Raw genomic sequence first — 20,996 nt, forward strand, 5'->3', positions numbered from 1 at the left:
CACGGGATTGTGACTCCCGTTGTCGTGGGTTCGATCCCCATCGTCCACCCCATATTTCGAAAGGCGCCAGATTTAACGGTCTGGCGCCTTTGCTTTAAAAGCTTCATCCGCGGATGTGGTGGAATTGGTAGACACACTGGATTTAGGTTCCAGCGCCGCGAGGCGTAAGAGTTCGAGTCTCTTCATCCGCACCAAATAAAGCTTTATCTGCGCCTCGGGCCTGATGAAGTTTCGACAAAGAAGTTGTTTGGCTTTTTTGTTACGCAATATGGTGGGCGTAGCTCAGTTGGTAGAGCACGGGATTGTGACTCCCGTTGTCGTGGGTTCGATCCCCATCGTCCACCCCATATTTCGAAAGGCGCCAGATTTAACAGTCTGGCGCCTTTTTTGTTTTAGCGGTTTCGAAATCCGGCCATGGCCGATTTCGAAGCGCAGGGCAGGGCACTTCATCGCTTTCAAAGGATCGGATGACGCTGAACTGCTCGTCGTTCCGGTTTTGCCGGAACGTCTGTCGGGGCGGATTTGATAGTTGCTTCTATATATAGAAGCGTTGCTGCAGAGCCCTGACGTGATCGCTTGTATTCGCCAGTGGAGTGCACGGCATTCGTGCGGCGCTCCCTATAAATTGCCTGCTGTTTTTTTACCCGTTTCCAGTAGGGTGACTTCTTGAGTTTGACCCACTAGAATGCATGCCCTTGATTCTGGGGTCGGAAACGGCCGGCTAACGTCTGTGCAACGAGGAATATCCATGCAAGTTTCTGTTGAAAATACTACTGCTCTCGAGCGCCGCATGAGCGTCACCGTGCCGGCAGAGCGCATCGAGACTCAGGTCAACAAGCGTCTGCAGCAGACTGCCCAAAAGGCCAAAATTGCTGGCTTCCGTCCAGGCAAAGTGCCAATGAGCGAAATCAAGCGCCGTTTCGGTGCTGATGCGCGTCAGGAAGCGGTAGGCGACGTCATCCAGTCTTCCTTCTACGAAGCTGTGGTCGAGCAGAAGCTCAACCCTGCCGGTTCGCCTTCGATCGAGCCAAAGTCGCTCGAAGCGGGCAAGGATCTGGAATACGTTGCTGTATTCGAAGTCTTCCCTGAGTTCACCGTTGCTGGCTTCGAAGGCATCACCGTTGAGCGTCTGAGCGCTGAAGTGGCTGACGCTGACCTGGACAAGATGCTCGACATCCTGCGCAAGCAGAACACCCGTTTCGAAGTGGCCGACCGTTCTGCGCAGAACGAAGACCAGCTGAACATCGATTTCGTTGGCAAGGTTGACGGCGAAGTGTTCGCTGGCGGCTCCGCCAAGGGCACTCAGCTGGTACTGGGTTCCGGCCGTATGATCCCGGGCTTCGAAGAAGGCCTGGTTGGCGCTAAGGCTGGCGAAGAGCGCGTTCTGAACCTGACCTTCCCTGAGGACTATCAGAACCTGGACCTGGCTGGCAAAACCGCCGAGTTCACCGTGACCGTCAACACTGTGTCCGAGCCTAAGCTGCCTGAGCTGAACGAAGAGTTCTTCGCTCAATTCGGCATCAAGGAAAGCGGTATCGACGGTTTCCGCACCGAAGTTCGCAAGAACATGGAGCGTGAACTGCGTCAGGCGATCAAATCCAAGGTCAAGAATCAGGTAATGGACGGTCTGCTGGCCACCAACCCGATCGAAGTGCCAAAGGCTCTGCTGTCCAACGAAGTTGACCGTCTGCGCGTGCAGGCTGTTCAGCAGTTCGGCGGCAACATCAAGCCAGACCAACTGCCGGCCGAGCTGTTCGAAGAGCAAGCCAAGCGCCGCGTCGTGCTGGGCCTGATCGTTGCTGAAGTGGTCAAGCAGTTCGACCTCAAGCCTGACGAAGCTCGTGTTCGCGAAATGATTCAGGAAATGGCTTCCGCTTACCAGGAGCCAGAGCAGGTCGTGTCGTGGTACTACAAAAACGAGCAGCAGCTGAACGAAGTGCGTTCGGTTGTGCTGGAAGAACAAGTTGTGGATACTGTTCTGCAGAAAGCTAGTGTGACCGACAAATCGGTCTCCTACGAAGAAGCAGTCAAGCCGGTAGAAGCTCCAGCAGCCGACTGATTGATTTTGCGTTAGAAGTGCACACCATAAGCCAGCTCTCGAGCTGGCTTATGCGTATTCAAGACATAACTATTTGGGAGCGACTGCAGAGCATGTTCCGTAATTCTTATATTCAGCAGAACTCTGATATCCAGGCCGCCGGCGGCCTGGTCCCGATGGTTGTCGAGCAGTCCGCTCGTGGCGAACGCGCCTACGACATCTACTCGCGCCTGCTCAAGGAGCGAGTGATCTTTCTGGTGGGCCCGGTAGAGGACTACATGGCCAACCTGATCTGTGCGCAACTGCTGTTCCTTGAAGCGGAAAACCCGGACAAGGACATCCATCTGTACATCAACTCGCCGGGCGGTTCGGTGACTGCCGGCATGTCAATCTACGACACCATGCAGTTCATCAAGCCGAACGTATCTACCACCTGCATCGGTCAGGCCTGCAGCATGGGCGCATTCCTGCTCACCGCAGGTGCACCGGGCAAGCGTTTCTGCCTGCCGAACTCGCGCGTGATGATTCACCAGCCACTGGGCGGTTTCCAGGGCCAGGCGTCGGACATCGAAATCCACGCCAAGGAAATCCTCTTCATCCGCGAGCGTCTGAACATGCTGATGGCCAAGCACAGCGGCCGTACTCTGGAAGAAATCGAGCGCGATACCAATCGCGACAACTTCATGAGTGCCGAAGCTGCGAAGGAATACGGCCTGATCGACGAAGTGATCAACCAGCGTCCAGCTTAATATAAGCAGCGCAAAACAGGCCTGATCGGCATGTCCGATCAGCGGCGGGCTTGAAAAAGCCCGCAATAGCCTTCATCTTGTGTTGCAAGCCTATCGGATTTGGATCGAACGAATGACTGACACCCGCAACGGCGAGGACAACGGCAAGCTGCTCTATTGCTCCTTCTGTGGCAAAAGCCAGCATGAAGTGCGCAAATTGATTGCCGGCCCCTCGGTCTTTATCTGCGACGAGTGCGTCGACCTGTGCAATGACATCATCCGCGAGGAGGTGCAGGAAGCACAGGCCGAAAGCAGCGCGCATAAATTGCCTTCGCCTAAAGAAATCAGCGGCATCCTTGACCAGTACGTCATTGGTCAGGAGCGTGCGAAAAAGGTTTTGGCCGTAGCGGTGTACAACCACTACAAGCGCCTGAATCAGCGTGACAAAAAGGCTGACGACGTCGAACTCGGCAAGAGCAACATCCTGCTGATCGGCCCGACAGGCTCCGGTAAAACCCTGCTGGCCGAAACACTGGCCCGCTTGCTGAACGTTCCGTTCACCATCGCTGACGCGACTACCCTCACCGAGGCAGGTTACGTGGGTGAAGATGTCGAGAACATCATTCAGAAGCTGCTGCAGAAGTGCGATTACGACGTAGAGAAAGCCCAGATGGGCATTGTCTACATCGACGAAATCGACAAGATTTCCCGCAAGTCCGACAACCCGTCGATCACCCGTGATGTTTCCGGTGAAGGCGTGCAGCAGGCCTTGCTCAAGTTGATCGAAGGCACGGTCGCTTCGGTACCGCCGCAAGGTGGCCGCAAGCATCCGCAGCAGGAGTTCCTGCAGGTCGACACCCGTAACATCCTGTTCATCTGCGGTGGTGCGTTCTCCGGCCTGGAAAAGGTCATTCAGAACCGTTCCACCAAAGGCGGCATCGGCTTCAACGCCGAAGTGCGCAGCAAGGAAGAGGGCAAGAAGGTCGGTGAATCCCTGCGTGAAGTCGAGCCTGACGATCTGGTCAAGTTCGGTCTGATCCCGGAATTCGTCGGTCGTCTGCCGGTCCTGGCGACACTGGATGAGCTCGACGAGGCTGCGCTGATGCAAATCCTCACCGAGCCGAAAAATGCTCTGACCAAACAGTATGCCAAGCTGTTCGAGATGGAAGGCGTGGATCTGGAATTCCGTTCCGACGCGCTGAAATCGGTCGCCAAGCGTGCTCTGGAACGTAAAACCGGTGCCCGTGGCCTGCGTTCGATTCTCGAAGGTGTATTGCTCGACACGATGTATGAGATCCCCTCGCAGTCCGAGGTGAGCAAAGTCGTGATCGATGAAAGCGTGATCGAAGGCAAGTCCAAGCCACTGTATATCTACGAAAACAGTGAGCCGACGGCCAAGGCAGCGCCGGACGCGTAAGCGTTCACAGCGCCGCAACAAAGAAGGGGCCTTCGGGCCTCTTTTTTTTTAAGTCGTTTTTTACCTCCGCTTTGCGCTTGTTTTTTTTCGAGGCAGCCCCCATCTTGGTTTCAAGCTTAATTCCATCTGATTACGGCCATACGGCCGCCGTAGAGGCGAAATCATGAAGACAACCATCGAATTGCCTCTCCTGCCATTGCGTGATGTCGTGGTTTATCCGCACATGGTTATCCCGCTGTTCGTGGGGCGCGAGAAATCCATCGAAGCCCTCGAGGCAGCGATGACGGGTGACAAGCAGATTCTGCTGCTGGCCCAGCGAAACCCGGCTGACGATGATCCCGGTGAAGACGCTCTCTATCGCGTAGGTACGATTGCCACGGTTCTGCAACTGCTGAAGCTGCCTGACGGCACCGTCAAGGTTCTGGTCGAAGGCGAGCAGCGTGGCACTGTCGAGCGCTTCAGCGAAGTCGATGGCCATTGCCGCGCCGAAGTGTCTCTGATCGAAGAAGTCGACGCCGCCGAGCGTGAGTCGGAAGTCTTCGTGCGCACGCTGCTTTCGCAGTTCGAACAATACGTTCAGCTGGGCAAGAAGGTTCCGGCTGAAGTCCTGTCGTCGCTCAACAGCATCGATGAGCCGGGTCGTCTGGTCGACACCATGGCCGCGCACATGGCGCTGAAAATCGAGCAGAAGCAGGAAATCCTCGAGATCATCGATCTGTCGGCCCGTGTCGAACACGTGCTGGCGCTGCTGGATGCCGAAATCGACCTGCTCCAGGTTGAAAAACGCATTCGCGGTCGCGTCAAAAAGCAAATGGAGCGCAGTCAGCGCGAGTACTACCTGAATGAGCAGATGAAGGCCATTCAGAAAGAACTCGGTGACGGCGACGAAGGCCACAACGAAATCGAAGAGCTGAAAAAGCGCATCGATGCTGCCGGCCTGCCGAAAGACGCGCTGGCCAAGGCGACTGCCGAGCTGAACAAGCTCAAGCAGATGTCGCCGATGTCGGCTGAAGCCACCGTGGTGCGCTCCTACATTGACTGGCTGGTGCAGGTGCCGTGGAAGGCGCAAAGCAAAGTGCGTCTCGACCTGGCTCGTGCAGAAGACATTCTCGACGCCGATCACTACGGCCTCGAAGAGGTCAAGGAGCGCATCCTTGAATACCTCGCCGTGCAGAAGCGTGTGAAGAAAATCCGTGGCCCGGTGTTGTGCCTGGTCGGTCCTCCAGGCGTGGGTAAAACCTCGCTGGCGGAATCGATTGCCCATGCCACCAACCGTAAATTCGTACGTATGGCCTTGGGCGGCGTGCGTGACGAAGCGGAAATTCGTGGTCACCGCCGGACTTACATCGGTTCGATGCCGGGTAGATTGATTCAAAAGATGACAAAAGTGGGCGTACGCAACCCGCTGTTCCTGCTCGATGAAATCGACAAGATGGGCAGCGATATGCGTGGCGATCCGGCTTCGGCGTTGCTGGAAGTGCTTGATCCTGAGCAAAACCACAACTTCAACGATCACTATCTGGAAGTCGATTACGACCTTTCCGATGTGATGTTCCTGTGCACCTCGAACTCGATGAACATCCCGCCAGCGCTGCTGGACCGGATGGAAGTGATTCGTCTGCCGGGTTACACCGAAGACGAGAAGATCAACATCGCCGTGAAATACCTCTCGCCGAAACAGATCGCCGCCAATGGTCTGAAGAAGGGCGAGCTGGAGTTCGACGAGGAAGCGATCCGCGACATCATCCGTTATTACACCCGTGAAGCGGGTGTGCGGGGCCTCGAGCGGCAAATCGCCAAGGTCTGCCGCAAGGCAGTCAAAGAGCATGCGCTGGAAAAACGCTTCTCGGTAAAAGTGACAGCTGAGTTGCTTGAGCATTTCCTTGGCGTGCGCAAGTTCCGCTACGGCCTGGCCGAGCAGCAGGATCAGGTGGGGCAGGTGACTGGCCTGGCGTGGACTCAGGTTGGCGGCGAATTGCTGACCATCGAAGCCGCAGTGATTCCGGGTAAAGGGCAACTGATCAAGACCGGTTCGCTCGGTGATGTGATGGTCGAATCGATCACTGCCGCACAGACCGTTGTTCGCAGCCGCGCCAAGAGCCTGGGCATCCCGCTGGACTTCCACGAGAAGCGCGACACCCATATTCACATGCCGGAAGGTGCTACGCCGAAAGACGGCCCTAGCGCTGGCGTGGGCATGTGCACCGCGTTGGTCTCGGCATTGACCGGCATTCCGGTGCGCGCCGATGTCGCCATGACCGGTGAGATCACTTTGCGTGGTCAGGTGTTGGCAATTGGCGGTTTGAAAGAAAAACTGCTGGCGGCCCATCGCGGCGGAATCAAGATTGTGATTATTCCGGAAGAAAACGTCCGCGATCTGAAGGAGATTCCTGACAATATCAAGCAGGATCTGCAGATCAAACCGGTTAAATGGATTGACGAGGTCCTGCAAATTGCGCTGCAATACGCGCCGGAGCCCTTGCCGGATGTGGCTCCGGAGATAGTTGCCAAGGACGAAAAACGCGAGTCTGATGCCAAGGAAAGAATTAGCACGCATTAATACGTTTTAGCCTGGGGGGCTTTCCTTGACAGCATTTTAGAGCCCTTGTTATAAAGCGGCTCTTAAGTGTCTGTAGGCCATTCAGCACTCGTTTTTGCTTTCACCAAAAAACTTAGAAACATCTCAAAATAGATATAAGGGGACTTAGAGTGAACAAGTCGGAACTGATTGATGCTATCGCTGCATCCGCTGATATCCCGAAAGCTGCTGCTGGCCGTGCGCTGGACGCTGTAATCGAATCCGTCACTGGCGCTCTGAAGGCTGGCGACTCCGTTGTTCTGGTTGGTTTCGGTACTTTCTCCGTGACTGACCGTCCGGCTCGTACCGGTCGCAACCCGCAAACCGGCAAGTCTCTGGAAATCCCGGCTGCCAAGAAGCCAGGTTTCAAAGCCGGTAAAGCGCTGAAAGAAGCTGTTAACTGAGTTTCCAGGTTTTTACCCATCCGGGTCGGGGTCAAGCCTGACTTGGCAGCGGAGCGGTAGAGCAGGCGGCTGAAAGAGCCACCTGTAACGCCGGGATCGAGGGTTCGAGCCCTGTCCGCTCCGCCAGTTACGAGAAGGCGCATCCTCGGATGCGCCTTTCTTCTATCCGGATTCTACCCACGCTCCACGGTTGCCTAAATTGAAGTTCAACCGTTTCTGGGGGACGCATGCTGCAGAATATCAGGGACAATTCACAAGGCTGGATTGCCAAGACCATTATCGGGGTCATCGTTGCATTGATGGCCCTGACCGGTTTCGATGCCATTTTCCAGGCCACGACTCACAAGAACGAGGCGGCCAAGGTCAACGGTGACGAAATCAGCCAGAACGAGCTGAGCCAGGCCGTTGATATGCAACGCCGTCAGCTGATGCAACAGTTGGGCAAGGACTTCGATGCTTCCTTGCTCGACGAAAAAATGCTGCGCGAATCGGCGCTCAAAGGCCTGATCGACCGCAAGTTGCTGCTGCAAGGCGCCGAACAGGCGAAGTTCTCATTCTCCGAAGCCGCGCTGGATCAAGTGATCCTGCAGACGCCTGAATTCCAGGTCGACGGCAAGTTCAGCTCGGAGCGTTTCGACCAGGTGATCCGTCAACTGGGCTACAGCCGCATGCAGTTCCGCCAGATGCTGGCTCAGGAAATGCTCATCGGCCAATTGCGCGCTGGCGTTGCCGGCAGCGGTTTCGTCACCGACGCCGAAGTGCTGGCATTCGCCCGTCTGGAAAAACAGACCCGTGATTTCGCCACTCTGAACGTGAAGGCCGACCCGGCTGCGGTCAAGCTGACCGATGACGAGGTCAAGGCTTACTACGACGAGCACGCCAAGGAATTCATGACGCCGGACCAGGTGATCATTGATTACGTCGAGCTGAAGAAGTCGTCGTTCTTTGATCAGGTCGCAGTCAAGGATGAAGATCTTGAGGCGGCGTATCAGAAAGAGATCGCCAACCTGTCGGAACAGCGTCGTGCCGCGCACATCCTTATCGAAGTGAACGACAAGACCACCGAAGCGCAGGCCAAGGCGAAGATCGACGAAGTCCAGGCGCGTCTGGCCAAGGGCGAGAAATTCGAAGCGCTGGCCAAGGAGTTCTCGCAGGATCCGGGTTCCGCCAACAATGGCGGTGACCTCGGTTACGCCGGTCCTGGCGTTTACGACCCGGCCTTCGAAAAGGCTCTGTACTCGCTGTCGAAAGACCAGGTGTCCGAGCCGATTCGTACCGACTTCGGTTATCACCTGATCAAGCTGTTGGGCGTGGAAGCGCCTGAAGTGCCGACCCTGGCCAGCCTGAAAGACAAGCTGACCCGTGAGCTGAAAGCCGCTCAGGTCGAGCAGCGTTTTGTTGAGGCGACCAAGCAACTGGAAGACTCGGCGTTCGAAGCCTCTGACCTGGCGCAGCCAGCAGCGGATCTGAAACTGACCGTGCACACTTCCAAACCGTTCGGCCGTGAAGGTGGCGAAGGTGTTGCCGCCAACCGTGCCGTGGTCACTGCCGCGTTCAGCCCGGAAGTGATTGACGAAGGTGCCAACAGCACCGCCATCGAGCTGGACCCGGAAACCGTGATCGTGCTGCGTTCCAAGGAGCACCTGAAGCCTGCGCAACTGCCGCTGGAAAGTGTGAGCGCGGCAATCCGTACTCAACTGACCAAGGAGCACGCCAGTGCCGAGGCCAAGACCCGTGCCGAGAAGCTGATCGCTGATCTGCGCGATGGCAAGGCGCCGCTGGACAAGGCCATTGACGGTCAGAACTGGAAGATCACCGAAGCGGCCACCCGTGGTCAGGAAGGGGTTGATCCGGCTCTGCTGCAGGCACTGTTCCGTATGCCGAAGCCGGCTGCCAAGGACAAGCCGACGTTCTCCAGCGTTACGTTGCCGGATGGCAGCCTGATGGTTGTGCGACTCAACGGTGTTAACGAAGCTGCCGCGCCTACTGATGAAGAGAAGGCGCAATATCGTCGCTTCCTGGCTTCCCGTGAAGGGCAGCAGGACTTTGCGGCGTATCGCAAGCAGTTGGAAGCTGAGGCGAAGATCGAGCGGTTCTGATCTTTTGACTGACGTTTGAAGGAGCCCCGGCCTGGTTGGTCGGGGCTTTTTTGTTTTTTGGGCGTGGCGGCCTTTGGGCCGGCCATGCTGTTGGGTTTTGGGTGAATATCCGTTTTTTGCGGTGTTGCGGCTGGCGGTTTCGCCCTTACGGCGACTCACTTTTTTTACAAACGCCTAAAAAAAGTAAGCAAAAAAACGCTTGCTCCTACGTTCGGCCCTCGCAGGCTCGGGTTCCTTCGCTGCGGGATCGATCCGGGAGCAGCGGCTCCGGTTTGCTTCGCTGCACCTCCTTCCGCTGTGTCTGGCTGCGCCAGACGGTCGCTACGCTCCCACACCCGGATCAATCCCTCCGCTCAGCCTTCCGACGTCGCCGATGGATCAAAAGCAAGATCAGAAGCACTCGAGCTTGCGCTCATTGTTGAGTGGGGCGGCTTTGCCGCGGGCAGCTGCGCTGCTTTGCTTTTCTGTGGGAGCGAGCCTGCTCGCGAAGGCGGCCTGACAGCCGACCTGATCTTGAATTTTTACCTTTCTTTTGCATTTAGAACACGCCGGTCAGTTCTGGGGCGTTATGGCCGTCGAGCCGACAAGCCACGGCGAAATTGCGCGCGTTGATCGATCATTTGTCCACGCGGCTTTTTCCTGATGGCCATGACCGGTAAAGTTGTAATCGATTCTTGACACTATTCCATACGCCATGGGGCAACGATCTGTTGCACAATACGCCCCGGACTGTTTTCCCTCAGGATGTTCAATGTTGATTTCCACTCCCATGCGTGTTGTCGGGCTGGCGCTGTTGTTGACTGCGGTGGCCGGTTGTTCGAAGGACAAGCCGATCTATGAGCATGAGAACTTCGATGACTCCGGCACCTTTTCGCGCAATTACCCGGTGACCGACACCGCCAGTTGCGAAGCGGCCCGGCGCGCGTTGCTTAGTCAGGGCTACATCATTACCAGCAGTGATCCGAAACTGGTCAGCGGGCACAAGAGCTTCCAGCAGACCGGCGAGACCCATCTCGAGATCAGCTTCAACGTGGTCTGCGCCGAAGACGGCAGCGCCGGGCATCATGCGACGGTGTTCGCCAACGCCTTGCAGGATCGTTATGCGTTGAAGAAGACCAACAATTCCGCCAGCCTCGGTGTGGGTGTGTTGGGCTCGGTGTCGATGCCGATCGGCTCTTCGGACGATTCGATGGTCAAGGTCGCCAGCGAGACGGTTACTGCGCAGAAGTTCTACGAGCGCTTCTTCACGCTGGTGGAGCAGTTTTTGCCCGCCGATGCGAAGAAAGCGGCGCATATCGAAGAAAAACCGAAAACCGACCTCGGCGTGCCTGAGCCGAAGGTGACGCCCGCTCCGGCGCCTGCGCCACTGGTGCCGACACCGGCAGCGGAAACGGCCCCAGCGCCGGCTGCAGAACCTGCACCGGCCCCGGTTGAAGCCGCGCCGGTGAATTCCGAGCCGGTGGTACCGCCAGCGGAGTCGACGCCGATTACGCCTGCGCCAGCGCCCGTGGAAGAGCCCGCGCCGGCCAGCGAAACCATCACGCCACCGACCAACCCGGATATTCCTCCACCGTCCGAGCCGATTCCGGCGATGCCTGCGTCGGGCCAATAAGAGACCAAGCGAAACCCTGTGGGAGCGAGCCTGCTCGCGAATGCGGAGTGTCAGTCGACAGATGATCAGACTGACACACCGCCTTCGCGAGCAGGCTCGCTCCCACAGTGGTTTTCGGGTTGGCTTAAGATCTGGTTACACACCTGCGACACCATCGCCGCGATAAATCCCCAGCCACCTGCTACGTTTTATTCATGAAGGTCGCGTTTCACTTTTCCTTCATACGGGCACTTTATGCTCGGGGCACAGGTCGATTGATCAGGCCATTTTCATTGCGAGCAGTTGGGGGATTTATACGATGGATGAGTATCAGGAAGAACTGCTCGAATACCAGGCCTTTGAACTGGATCAACCAGAGCCGGCTGACGACGCAACCGAACTATAAGCTTCAAGCTTCAAGCGTTCGGCTGTGCTTGGCTCTCGCTTGCAGCTTGCAGCTTGCAGCTTGCAGCTTGCAGCTTGCAACTTGCAACTCACGCTCCCGAACGATGACTGCGCCGGAACTCGCCGGGCGTCTGCCCGCTCCAGCGCTTGAATGCACGCTGGAAGGCTTCAGCTGAGGCAAAGCCCAGCAGGTAAGCGATTTCGCCGAACGCCAGTTCGGTGTCGCGGATGTAGGTCATTGCCAGGTCGCGGCGTGTGTCATTGAGGATCGCGCGAAATTGCGTGCCTTCCTCTGCTAGTTTGCGCCGCAGGGTCCAGGTCGGCAATTTCAGGCGTGCCGCGACTTCCTCGAGATCCGGCTCGCGGCCGCCGTTGAGCAGCGGGCCGAGCAACTGAGTGATGCGCTCGCGCAGGCTGCGGGTGCGGGTCAGTTGTTCCAGCTCCCGCTCGCACAATTGCAGCAGATGTCGCCAGGTGCTCGGGCAATGTTCAGGGTTGCGCAGGGCAAGGCTGTTCAGGCTCAGGCGCAGCTGATTGCGTTCGGCGCTGAACTGGATCGGGCAGTCGCCGAGCATTGTGTAGGCGTCGCGGTAATCCGGCGCTTCGAATTCGATTTCGATTCGCTCGGCGCGCAACGTTTCGCCGCACAGGCTCGACAACTGATGCAGCCAGCCGGCGAGGATCGAGTCGACCACGAAGCGGTTATAGGCGTTGTACGGGCTGATCGAGTAGAAGCGCAGCCACGCACCGTTGGCGTCTTCGTGGAAACTGGACTGCCCGCGATAGTTGGAACCGTACAGCGGCTCGAAGCGCGTCAGGCAACGGGCCGCCTCGCGCACGGTCGGCGCTTGCGCGGCGGTGATGCCGGCCAGCCCAGCCTGATTCAAGCGGATCATCCGGCCCATGCGTAGGCCCAGGGCCGGATCGCCGGTGAGTTGAATCGCCGCATGACCCAGGCGCATGTAACGCGGGATCGACAAGCGTGCCCCGGCCTCGGCCAGTCGCGCGGCATCGAGGCCGTATTGCTCGAGCAGAGGCAGCGGGTCGGTGCCGTGGCTGCGCACGGCATCGGCCAGACTGTGGACGAAGCCCACCGACAGATCCCCGAGGCGCATCGGCTGCGGCTTCATGGTTTACAGCCAGACGTTCAGCAAACGCGCACCACGGGCCTCGCCATCGGCGAACTGCTGGCCGTTGCTGCTGAGGAAGCTTGTGCCGGTACTCGGCTTGTCCCAGAACTGCCCGCGCATGAATACACTGACGCCGGCAATCGCGTGGCTGCTTGGCGGTTGCGCGGTGAGGGTCAGTCGATGCCAGGCTTGGCCTTCACTGAGGTCGCCGGGCTTGAGGCTGACCGAGCCCGGCGTGCTCGAACCCTTGTAGCCACGCCATGGCTTGTCCCATGCGCCTTGGCCGATAACCTGCGCCGGCACGGCCACCAGTTGCGCGCCTTGTTCATCGAGGGTGCGGTAGTTGCCGGGATACCAGCTGTCACTGCCGATCAGGATGCCCAAGCGTCCGGCCGGTGTGTCGACGACCTGGATGGCATGTTTGTCTTCGGCCTGAATCACACCTTGCTGATCAAAGATCGGATGCATCTGCCGCTGCGGCTGGCCCAACGGTACGCCGTCGCGACCAAACACCACGCTGCTGTTGAACAGGGCGCCGCTGCCGGGCTTGAGCCGGCCGTCGCGGATGCTTGGCTCCGGCAGCACGATGGAGCCGGCTACAAGGGTGACCTGAAACTCCTTGGCCAGACCGCCGAACAGCGCCTGGTAATCCTTGGCCATGGCCTTCGCTTTCATCCGCAGATAAGCATCGTTCAGCCGTTGCTCGCCCTTGGCCCGCAGCCACGCTCGGGCAAACAACAGCGGATTGCTCGCCGCCAGCCAGTTCAGTGCCTCCGCCAGGGTCGGCGCCTGATAAAGCTCGTCTTTCTCGCCGCTGATCATCAGCCAGGTGCCGACGTGCTCGGGCAACACCACCACGGTTTTTTCGTTGAGCAAGCCTTGATCGCGGGCCTGCTGAAGGTACGCCGCGAGCTTGCGGTGCAGGCGTGCGGAGCTTTGGTAATCGGTGGGGAACAGTTCGGGCTGAATGCCGAGCAGATTGCCACGGTCGGCGGGCGTGCCCTGATTGACGGCGAGCTTGATGCGCAGGTCCGACAGGTAATGTCCCGCCGGCCGGTCTGCCGCCCACATGGCGTAGGTGGTCAGGGCGGCAACGAGGGCCATGGAGAAAAACAGATACAGAAGTTTGCGCATGAAAACCAACAACAGCCGGGTACAGGATGTGCCGACTAGGGTAGGGCCCATGGCTCGGGTTGCCAAGGGGCGCTGCGCATTTGGATCAATAACTTGTCAGTTACGGTCATTGAGTGACAGCGGTGCGACTCTTAGTCTGTCGAACATGACTGACGGGGGACGCAGAGCTCCCGCAACTTTCCGTGATCGCTCGTTGTGGAGTTACTGATGACCACCGCCCAATACCCGCACCTGCTGGCCCCGCTGGACCTGGGATTCACCACGCTGCGCAACCGTACCCTGATGGGCTCGATGCACACCGGCCTGGAAGAAAAGCCGGGTGGGTTCGAGCGCATGGCGGCGTACTTCGCCGAACGTGCCCGTGGCGGTGTCGGCCTGATGGTCACCGGCGGCATCGGCCCGAATGACGAGGGCGGCGTGTATTCCGGCGCGGCCAAGCTCACTACCGAGGAAGAGGCGCTCAAGCACCGCATCGTCACTCGCGCGGTGCACGAGGCGGGCGGCAAGATCTGCATGCAGATTCTCCACGCCGGCCGCTATGCCTACAGCCCGAAACAGGTAGCACCGAGCGCGATTCAAGCGCCGATCAACCCGTTCAAGCCCAAAGAGCTGGACGAAGAGGGCATCGAAAAGCAGATCAGCGATTTCGTCACCTGCTCGGTATTGGCGCAAACCGCCGAATACGACGGCGTCGAAATCATGGGCTCGGAAGGTTACTTCATTAACCAGTTCCTCGCCGCGCACACCAACCACCGCACCGACCGCTGGGGTGGCAGCTACGAAAACCGCATGCGCCTGCCGGTAGAAATTGTCCGTCGTGTGCGCGAAGCGGTCGGGCCGAATTTCATCATCATCTTCCGCCTGTCGATGCTCGATCTGGTCGAAGGTGGCAGCACCTGGGATGAAATCGTCATGCTGGCCAAAGCCATCGAACAGGCGGGCGCGACCATCATCAACACCGGTATCGGCTGGCACGAAGCGCGGATTCCGACCATCGCCACCAAGGTTCCGCGTGCAGCGTTCAGCAAGGTCACGGCCAAGTTGCGCGGCTCTGTGAGTATTCCGCTGATCACCACCAACCGCATCAATACCCCGGAAATTGCCGAGCAGATTCTTGCTGAAGGCGATGCCGACATGGTCTCCATGGCCCGACCATTCCTCGCCGATCCGGACTTCGTCAACAAGGCCGCCGCAGGCCGTGCCGACGAAATCAACACCTGCATCGGCTGCAACCAGGCGTGCCTCGACCACACCTTTGGCGGCAAGCTCACCAGTTGCCTGGTCAACCCGCGTGCCTGCCACGAGACCGAACTCAATTACCTGCCGGTGCAGCAGATCAAGAAAATCGCCGTGGTCGGTGCCGGCCCTGCCGGTTTGTCCGCCGCCACCGTGGCCGCCGAGCGCGGTCATCAGGTGACGCTGTTCGATTCGGCCAGCGAGATCGGTGGCCAGTTCAACATCGCCAAGCGCGTACCGGGCAAGGAAGAGTTTTTCGAAACCCTGCGCTACTTCAACCGCAAGCTGCAAACGACGAATGTCGAGGTGTGCCTGAACACCCGTGTCGACGTGGCCAAGTTGGTTGAGGGCGGTTACGACGAGATCATCCTAGCCACCGGTATCGCCCCGCGCGTGCCGGCGATTCCGGGCGTCGAGAATGCCAAGGTCCTGAGTTATCTGGATGTGATCCTCGAGCGCAAGCCGGTCGGCAAGCGTGTCGCGGTGATCGGTGCGGGCGGGATCGGTTTCGATGTCTCGGAATTTCTCGTTCATCAAGGCGTGGCCACCAGTCTGGATCGCGCGGCGTTCTGGAAGGAATGGGGCATCGACACGCAACTGGAGGCCCGTGGTGGTGTGGCGGGAATCAAATCGGCGCCGCATGCGCCGGCCCGCGAGGTGTTCCTGTTGCAGCGCAAGAAAACCAAGGTCGGCGACGGTCTGGGCAAAACCACCGGCTGGATTCATCGCACCGGTCTGAAGAACAAGCAGGTGCAGATGCTCAACAGCGTCGAATACCTGAGCATCGATGACCAAGGCTTGCACATTCGCATCGGCGAAAGCGGTGAGCCGCAACTGCTGGCGGTGGACAACATCGTGATCTGCGCGGGGCAGGATCCGTTGCGTGAGTTGCACGATGGTCTGGTTGAAGCCGGGCAGAACGTGCACTTGATCGGCGGCGCGGATGTCGCGGCGGAGCTGGACGCCAAGCGCGCGATCAATCAGGGTTCGCGGCTGGCGGCTGAGTTGTAAACACATTCTGTAGGAGCTGCCGAAGGCTGCGATCTGTTGATCCTGATTTCAAAAGCAAGATCAAAAGATCGCAGCCTGCGGCAGCTCCTACTAGTATGTGGTCTTTTCCAGATTGTGCATGTCCATGCTTTTGCCTCCCCCCGACTGGCTAGCCCAAGCCCCCCTCGAACCGCTCCGTCTAGGCTGGCTGGCAGACGCCGGCATCGAGGTCGCGATCCTGCGCCTGGACCGCATCGACCCGCTGATCAGCGGCAACAAGTGGTTCAAACTCGTTGAACATCTCAAAGCCGCCGAGCGTGCCGGCGCCGAGGGCATCATCAGCCTTGGCGGTGCGCATTCCAATCACCTGCACGCGCTGGCGGCGGCGGGCAAGCGGTTGGGATTCAAAACCGTGGGGCTGCTGCGCGGGCACCCGCAGGACACGCCGACAGTGCTGGATCTGCAAACGTTCGGCATGCAGTTGCATTGGCTCGGTTACGCCGGCTACCGCGCGCGGCACGAAGCGGGATTCTGGGTGCCATGGCAAGCGCAATTTCCGACGCTGCATGCGGTGCCCGAGGGCGGTGGTGGACTGGCCGGCGCCTTGGGTTGCGCAGCGATCAGGCAGCAGGCCGAAGAGCAATTAGCCAAGCTGGGCTGGAATGATTTCGACGCCTGGTGGCTGGCCTGTGGCACCGGCACGACACTGGCCGGACTGGCGCTCGCCGAGCAAGGCAAGCGCGTGGTGTACGGTGCTCTGGCAGTGCCGGATGATCACGGCGTAGCGCCGAACATCGAGTCGATCCTCGCGCACGCCACCGAGCCTGCGGCGGACTATCAACTGATCGATGCCAGCCGTGGTGGTTTCGCCAAAGTTGACCAGGCGTTGCTGACCTTCATCGATCAGACCGAGCAAACCAGCGGCATCCCTTTGGAACCGCTGTACACCGGCAAGGCCTTGCTGGCGCTCAAGCAGCATGTCGAGTCAGGCGAATTCGCGGTCGGCACGCGTCTGGTCTTTGCCCACACGGGTGGCCTGCAGGGACGGCGCGGATTTGCAGCGATGTAGCCGATGGTCGCGATCAATACATGCCAACCTTCGGCGTGATGATATTTGCAATCAATCGAAGTGCAAGTTTTACGGTTTATGACTTATATTTATTGAAAGTTATTGTTGTACGTTGGTCTGCGCAGCGTAACTCTATGTTGTTTATATCTTGTGGTTTCTTTTGGTTTGAATAGTTTGTTGTGCGTGATTATTGTCGGCTCGGCTCTTTAGTTTGTTATTAAAGATCAAAACTATATTTATCAATTTGAGTGTGAATATGAAAAGTCCGATCTCGAAGCCTCGCCCTATTACCACTACGTCAAAGCCGGTAACAACAACAAAGCCAGTTGCGCCAACCAAACCAGTTGCGCCAACCAAACCAGTTGCGCCAACCAAGCAACTAATTCCAACCAAACCAGTGGCGCCGACCAAGCCGGTAGCGCCGACCAAGCCAGTTGCGCCAACCAAGCCAGTGGCCCCGACCAAGCCGGTAGCGCCGACCAAGCCAGTGGCGCCAACCAAGCCGGTAGCGCCGACCAAGCCAGTGGCGCCGACCAAGCCGGTAGCGCCGACCAAACCAGTGGCGCCGACCAAGCCGGTAGCGCCAACCAAGCCAGTAGCGCCAACCAAACCAGTGGCGCCGGTTGACACCAAGCGTCCGCCAATGCCATGGCCGACCCTTAACATCAACATCGATCCTGTGGCCTTGATAACGCTGATTCAAACAATTGGTGCGAAAGTCAATGTCGATGGCTCCACCACACTGCCTGACGGCAGCGTAGTTGCTGTAGATAAAACTTCGATCAAGCGTCCCGACGGCATCATTCAATATGAAGACGGCCGGGTAGAGTATCCGGACGGGCGAATCGTCTGGCCGGATAATACCGTTGAATATCCGGATGGCCGTATTGTCTGGGAAGATGGAACTGAACAATTGCCGGACGGAAGTGTTAAACATCCCGATGGTCTTGCGTACGATGCGCAAGGTAACCTTATTTCCGAATAAGTCATAACAAGCGATGTCTTTACTCAAGACAGTGCAAAAAAACACCGCTGATTGCCATCAGCGGTGTTTTAGTTTTCCAGCCTCAAGCGTTTTGCGGCATCTCCCCGTTGGCCAGACGCTTGTTGATGTCGGCGATCACTTCCGGCAGATCGCTGATGGTGTCGATCATGTAATGCGGCCGCGAATCTGCGAACAGCGCGTGGATGCGCTTGCGCTCGCTGGCCAGTTCATCGCTGCCCAGCGCGCGGAAACCCTCATAATCCAGACCCAGCGCGTTGCCCGAGCAAATCAGCGCAACCGTCCACATGCCGGCCCGGCGACCTTCGAGAATGCCCGGCACGGTGTCGTCGATCTTCACGCACGCTGCAACATCGTCGATGCCCAGAGCGATCACGTTGGCCAACGCTTGCGCCGGCCATGGACGACCGTTTGGCACTTCATCGGTGGCGACCACGTGGTCGGCGACGTAGCCGTTGCTGGCGGCGAGTTCGACAACTTTGTCCATCACCGCTTTCGGGTAGCCGGAGCAGGAACCGATCTTGATGCCTTGTGTGCGCAGTTGGGCGATGGCGTCCAGCGCGCCGGGAATCAGTGCCGAGTGCTCGGCGATTTTCTCGATCTGCAACGGCATGAAGCGGTTGTAGATAGCGGTGACGTCATCGTCGGTCGGCGTGCGACCGAACACCTTGCGATAACGCTCGGCCACTTGCGGCTGATCACAGAGGGTGCGGATGTGATCCCACTTGCCCATGCCCATCGGCCCACGGGCTTCTTCGATCGATACCTGAACATCGAATTCGGCGAAGGCTTCGACGAAGATCTGCGTCGGCGCGAACGAGCCGAAATCGACCACGGTACCGGCCCAGTCGAGGATCGCGGCTTGCAGCTTGCTTGGATTGGTGTAGTTCATGGCAATTAGTTCCTGATTTGAAAATGAGATCAAAATGTGGGAGCGAGCCTGCTCGCGAAAGCGGTCTGACATCAGCTTATGTGTCGCCTGGGACGACGCTTTCGCGAGCAGGCTCGCTCCCACAGGGGATTTGAGGTGAGGCTCAAATGTCGAGCACTTCCATTTCGCGCAGCACTTCACCCACTGCTGCTACGGCCTGGCGCATTTCGTCCGGGGTGACGTGGCCGATGCAGCCGACGCGGAAGGTTTCGACCTGGGTCAGCTTGCCGGGGTAGAGGATGTAACCCTTGGCCTTGACCCGCTCATAGAATTCCTTGAACTGGTAACGCGGATCATGCGGGGCATGGAACGTGGCGATGATCGGCGCCTGAATCGCCGCCGGCAGGAAGCTGCGCAAACCGAGCTTGTTCATCTCTTCCATCAGCGTCTGACAGTTGGCGGCATAACGCGCGTGCCGCGCCGGCAGGCCGCCTTCTTCGCTGTATTGCAGCAGCGCTTCGTGCAGCGCCGCGACCACATGGGTGGGCGGGGTGAAGCGCCATTGCCCGGTTTTCATCATGTAGGCGTGCTGGTCGTACAGGTCCATCGCCAGCGAGTGCGAGTTGCCAGCCGCGGCGGCCAGCGACTCCTTGCGGGCGAAGACAAAACCCATCCCCGGTACACCCTCCAGGCATTTGCCGGAGGCGGCAATGAGCGCGTCGAACGGTACTTTCTGCGCATCCACGGGCAATGCGCCGAATGAGCTCATTGCGTCGATGATCAGACGTTTGCCATGTTGCGCAACGACCTCGGCGATCTCGGCCAGCGGATTGAGAATGCCGGTGCTGGTTTCGCAGTGGATCAGCGCCACGTGGGTGATGTCAGCGTCGGCGCGCAGCAAGCGGTCGACGTCGGCGGCGGTGGTCGGTTCGTCTTCGGCGGTTTCGAAGGTGCTGAACGAGCGGCCGAGCACTTCGCAGATCTTCGCCAGACGCTTGCCGTACGCGCCGTTGATCAGCACGAGGATTTTGCCGTCGCGCGGTACCAGCGTGCCGATCGCCGCTTCGACGGCGAAGGTGCCGCTGCCCTGTAACGGTACGCAATGGTGGCTGGCGGCGCCGTTGAGGATGGCCAGCAATTGCTCGCACAGGCTGGCGGTCAGCTGGTTGAAGCGGTCATCCCACGAACCCCAGTCGACCATCATGGCCTGACGGGTGCGGGCCGAAGTGGTCAACGGGCCGGGAGTGAGCAGAATCGGTGCGGCGGTACTCATTCGTGTGTCCTCGCGAAAACGCTGTGGGATGAAGCTACGGGGCCTACGTTGCAATTCGCCGTTGCATCAATCAAATTGTTTGTTGTTATGCCAGCCATCAGTGAGGGTTATCCATGAATCTGTTTCAGCTGCGCGCCTTCGATGCCGTGGCCCGCGAAGGCAGCTTCACCCGCGCGGCTGCGCGGTTGTTCATCAGCCAGCCGGCAGTCACCGGACACATCAAGGCACTGGAAGAGCATTACCAGATCACTTTGCTGCGGCGTACCGCGCGACGGGTGGAACTGACCGAGGAGGGCACCAAACTGGCGGCGATCACTCGCGCCATGTTCGGCCTGGCGGAAGAAGCGCAGACGCTGCTCGAGGCCAATCGGCAGTTACTGACCGGGCGTCTGGAGGTGGCGGCGGACGGGCCGCACATGGTCATGCCGATGCTGGCAAGCCTGCGCGCACGCTATCCGGGGATCACCGTGAACCTGCGTCTGGGCAACGCGCAGGAAACTTTGGCGGCGCTGTTGTCGGAACACGCCGATGTCGCGGTGCTGACCGAGGTCGAGCCGCGCAAGGGCCTGCATCTGCAAGCGCTGAGCGAATCGCGGATCTGCGCGCTGGTGCCGGCGGGGCATCGCTGGGCGAATCGCTCCGGGGAAATGAAACTCAAGGAGCTGGACCAAGTGATCATGGTCCTGCGCGAGCCGACTTCGATCACCCGGCGCACGTTTGACCAGGCGTGTGCGCAGGCCTCGATTCAGCCGCGGGTGTTGCTGGAGCTGGACAGTCGCGAGGCGGTGACCGAAGCGGTCGCGGCCGAGTTGGGGGTCGGTGTGGTGTCATCGGTGGAGGTCAGTCATGACCCGCGCGTGGTGGCGATCCCGATTGCCGGGGAAGGGCTGGTGAACCGGCACATGATTGGCTGTATGGAGCGCCGGCGCGAGTTGCGCTTGATTCAGGCGTTTTTTGATCTGGCGCCAGACTGAAAACCGAGGCGACTCCTTCGCGAGCAGGCTCGCTCCCACACTACTGAGCGCGGTCC

15 protein-coding genes and 3 tRNA genes (1 of these 18 running past the window's edge) are annotated in these 20,996 nt (G+C 58.9%); 14 read left to right on the forward strand and 4 right to left on the reverse strand.

Annotation, left to right across the window (positions count from 1 at the left end; translation table 11 throughout):
• From AC0IXA_RS04175 to AC0IXA_RS04220, 10 genes are all read left to right on the forward strand, one after another.
• Positions 1-52 (forward strand) — tRNA-His (locus AC0IXA_RS04175); it begins 124 nt to the left of the window's first position.
• A gap of 57 nt (positions 53-109) precedes the next feature.
• A tRNA-Leu gene (locus AC0IXA_RS04180) sits at positions 110-194 on the forward strand.
• A gap of 77 nt (positions 195-271) precedes the next feature.
• Positions 272-347, forward strand: a tRNA-His gene (locus tag AC0IXA_RS04185).
• Positions 348-748: 401 nt separating this feature from the next.
• Entirely contained in the window at positions 749-2,059 is a 1,311-nt protein-coding gene (gene tig / locus AC0IXA_RS04190) for a trigger factor (protein WP_341637121.1), read from the forward strand.
• A 92-nt stretch (positions 2,060-2,151) separates the two neighbouring features.
• Positions 2,152-2,787, forward strand: a complete 636-nt coding sequence (gene clpP / locus AC0IXA_RS04195) for an ATP-dependent Clp endopeptidase proteolytic subunit ClpP (protein WP_016775336.1) — start codon at positions 2,152-2,154, stop codon at positions 2,785-2,787.
• A 112-nt stretch (positions 2,788-2,899) separates the two neighbouring features.
• On the forward strand, positions 2,900-4,183 hold the full coding sequence (gene clpX / locus AC0IXA_RS04200; RefSeq protein ID WP_016775335.1) for an ATP-dependent Clp protease ATP-binding subunit ClpX: 1,284 nt from the start codon (positions 2,900-2,902) through the stop codon (positions 4,181-4,183).
• A gap of 163 nt (positions 4,184-4,346) precedes the next feature.
• On the forward strand, positions 4,347-6,743 hold the full coding sequence (gene lon / locus AC0IXA_RS04205; protein WP_471811881.1) for an endopeptidase La: 2,397 nt from the start codon (positions 4,347-4,349) through the stop codon (positions 6,741-6,743).
• A gap of 149 nt (positions 6,744-6,892) precedes the next feature.
• On the forward strand, positions 6,893-7,165 hold the full coding sequence (locus tag AC0IXA_RS04210) for an HU family DNA-binding protein (RefSeq protein WP_016775333.1): 273 nt from the start codon (positions 6,893-6,895) through the stop codon (positions 7,163-7,165).
• 227 nt (positions 7,166-7,392) lie between these two features.
• Entirely contained in the window at positions 7,393-9,264 is a 1,872-nt protein-coding gene (locus AC0IXA_RS04215) for a SurA N-terminal domain-containing protein (protein WP_471811883.1), read from the forward strand.
• Positions 9,265-10,015: 751 nt separating this feature from the next.
• Positions 10,016-10,876, forward strand: a complete 861-nt coding sequence (locus AC0IXA_RS04220) for a DUF2242 domain-containing protein (protein ID WP_341637123.1) — start codon at positions 10,016-10,018, stop codon at positions 10,874-10,876.
• A 473-nt stretch (positions 10,877-11,349) separates the two neighbouring features.
• Here AC0IXA_RS04220 and AC0IXA_RS04225 read toward each other — a convergent pair whose 3' ends face one another.
• Both AC0IXA_RS04225 and AC0IXA_RS04230 read right to left on the reverse strand, forming a co-directional pair.
• Positions 11,350-12,390: an AraC family transcriptional regulator gene (locus AC0IXA_RS04225; protein WP_471811885.1), complete on the reverse strand. Its 1,041-nt coding sequence runs from the start codon at positions 12,388-12,390 to the stop codon at positions 11,350-11,352.
• A gap of 3 nt (positions 12,391-12,393) precedes the next feature.
• A complete protein-coding gene (locus AC0IXA_RS04230; RefSeq protein WP_471811887.1) occupies positions 12,394-13,524 on the reverse strand; it encodes a nitrilase-related carbon-nitrogen hydrolase in 1,131 nt (376 codons plus the stop codon).
• A gap of 207 nt (positions 13,525-13,731) precedes the next feature.
• Here AC0IXA_RS04230 and AC0IXA_RS04235 point away from each other — a divergent pair, with 207 nt between their 5' ends.
• From AC0IXA_RS04235 to AC0IXA_RS04245, 3 genes are all read left to right on the forward strand, one after another.
• A complete protein-coding gene (locus tag AC0IXA_RS04235) occupies positions 13,732-15,771 on the forward strand; it encodes a 2,4-dienoyl-CoA reductase FMN-binding domain-containing protein (RefSeq protein ID WP_471811889.1) in 2,040 nt (679 codons plus the stop codon).
• Positions 15,772-15,895: 124 nt separating this feature from the next.
• Positions 15,896-16,819: a 1-aminocyclopropane-1-carboxylate deaminase/D-cysteine desulfhydrase gene (locus AC0IXA_RS04240; protein WP_336342307.1), complete on the forward strand. Its 924-nt coding sequence runs from the start codon at positions 15,896-15,898 to the stop codon at positions 16,817-16,819.
• 256 nt (positions 16,820-17,075) lie between these two features.
• Complete coding sequence (locus tag AC0IXA_RS04245; RefSeq protein WP_471811891.1) at positions 17,076-17,804, forward strand: hypothetical protein; 729 nt, start codon at positions 17,076-17,078, stop codon at positions 17,802-17,804.
• An 82-nt stretch (positions 17,805-17,886) separates the two neighbouring features.
• Here the strand turns inward: AC0IXA_RS04245 and phnX are convergent, their stop codons facing one another.
• Positions 17,887-18,714 carry a phosphonoacetaldehyde hydrolase gene (phnX, locus tag AC0IXA_RS04250; protein ID WP_341637129.1) on the reverse strand — a complete coding sequence of 276 codons (828 nt, stop codon included), beginning with the start codon at positions 18,712-18,714 and terminating at the stop codon, positions 17,887-17,889.
• A gap of 142 nt (positions 18,715-18,856) precedes the next feature.
• Complete coding sequence (locus tag AC0IXA_RS04255) at positions 18,857-19,966, reverse strand: 2-aminoethylphosphonate--pyruvate transaminase (RefSeq protein WP_471811893.1); 1,110 nt, start codon at positions 19,964-19,966, stop codon at positions 18,857-18,859.
• A 113-nt stretch (positions 19,967-20,079) separates the two neighbouring features.
• Between AC0IXA_RS04255 and AC0IXA_RS04260 the strand changes: the two genes are divergently transcribed.
• The gene (locus tag AC0IXA_RS04260; protein WP_217863002.1) at positions 20,080-20,940 is read left to right on the forward strand and encodes a LysR substrate-binding domain-containing protein; all 861 of its coding nucleotides are present in this window, start codon (positions 20,080-20,082) and stop codon (positions 20,938-20,940) included.
• Positions 20,941-20,996: the final 56 nt, after the last annotated feature.

It is taken from the genome of Pseudomonas sp. AC083 (genome assembly GCF_979253165.1).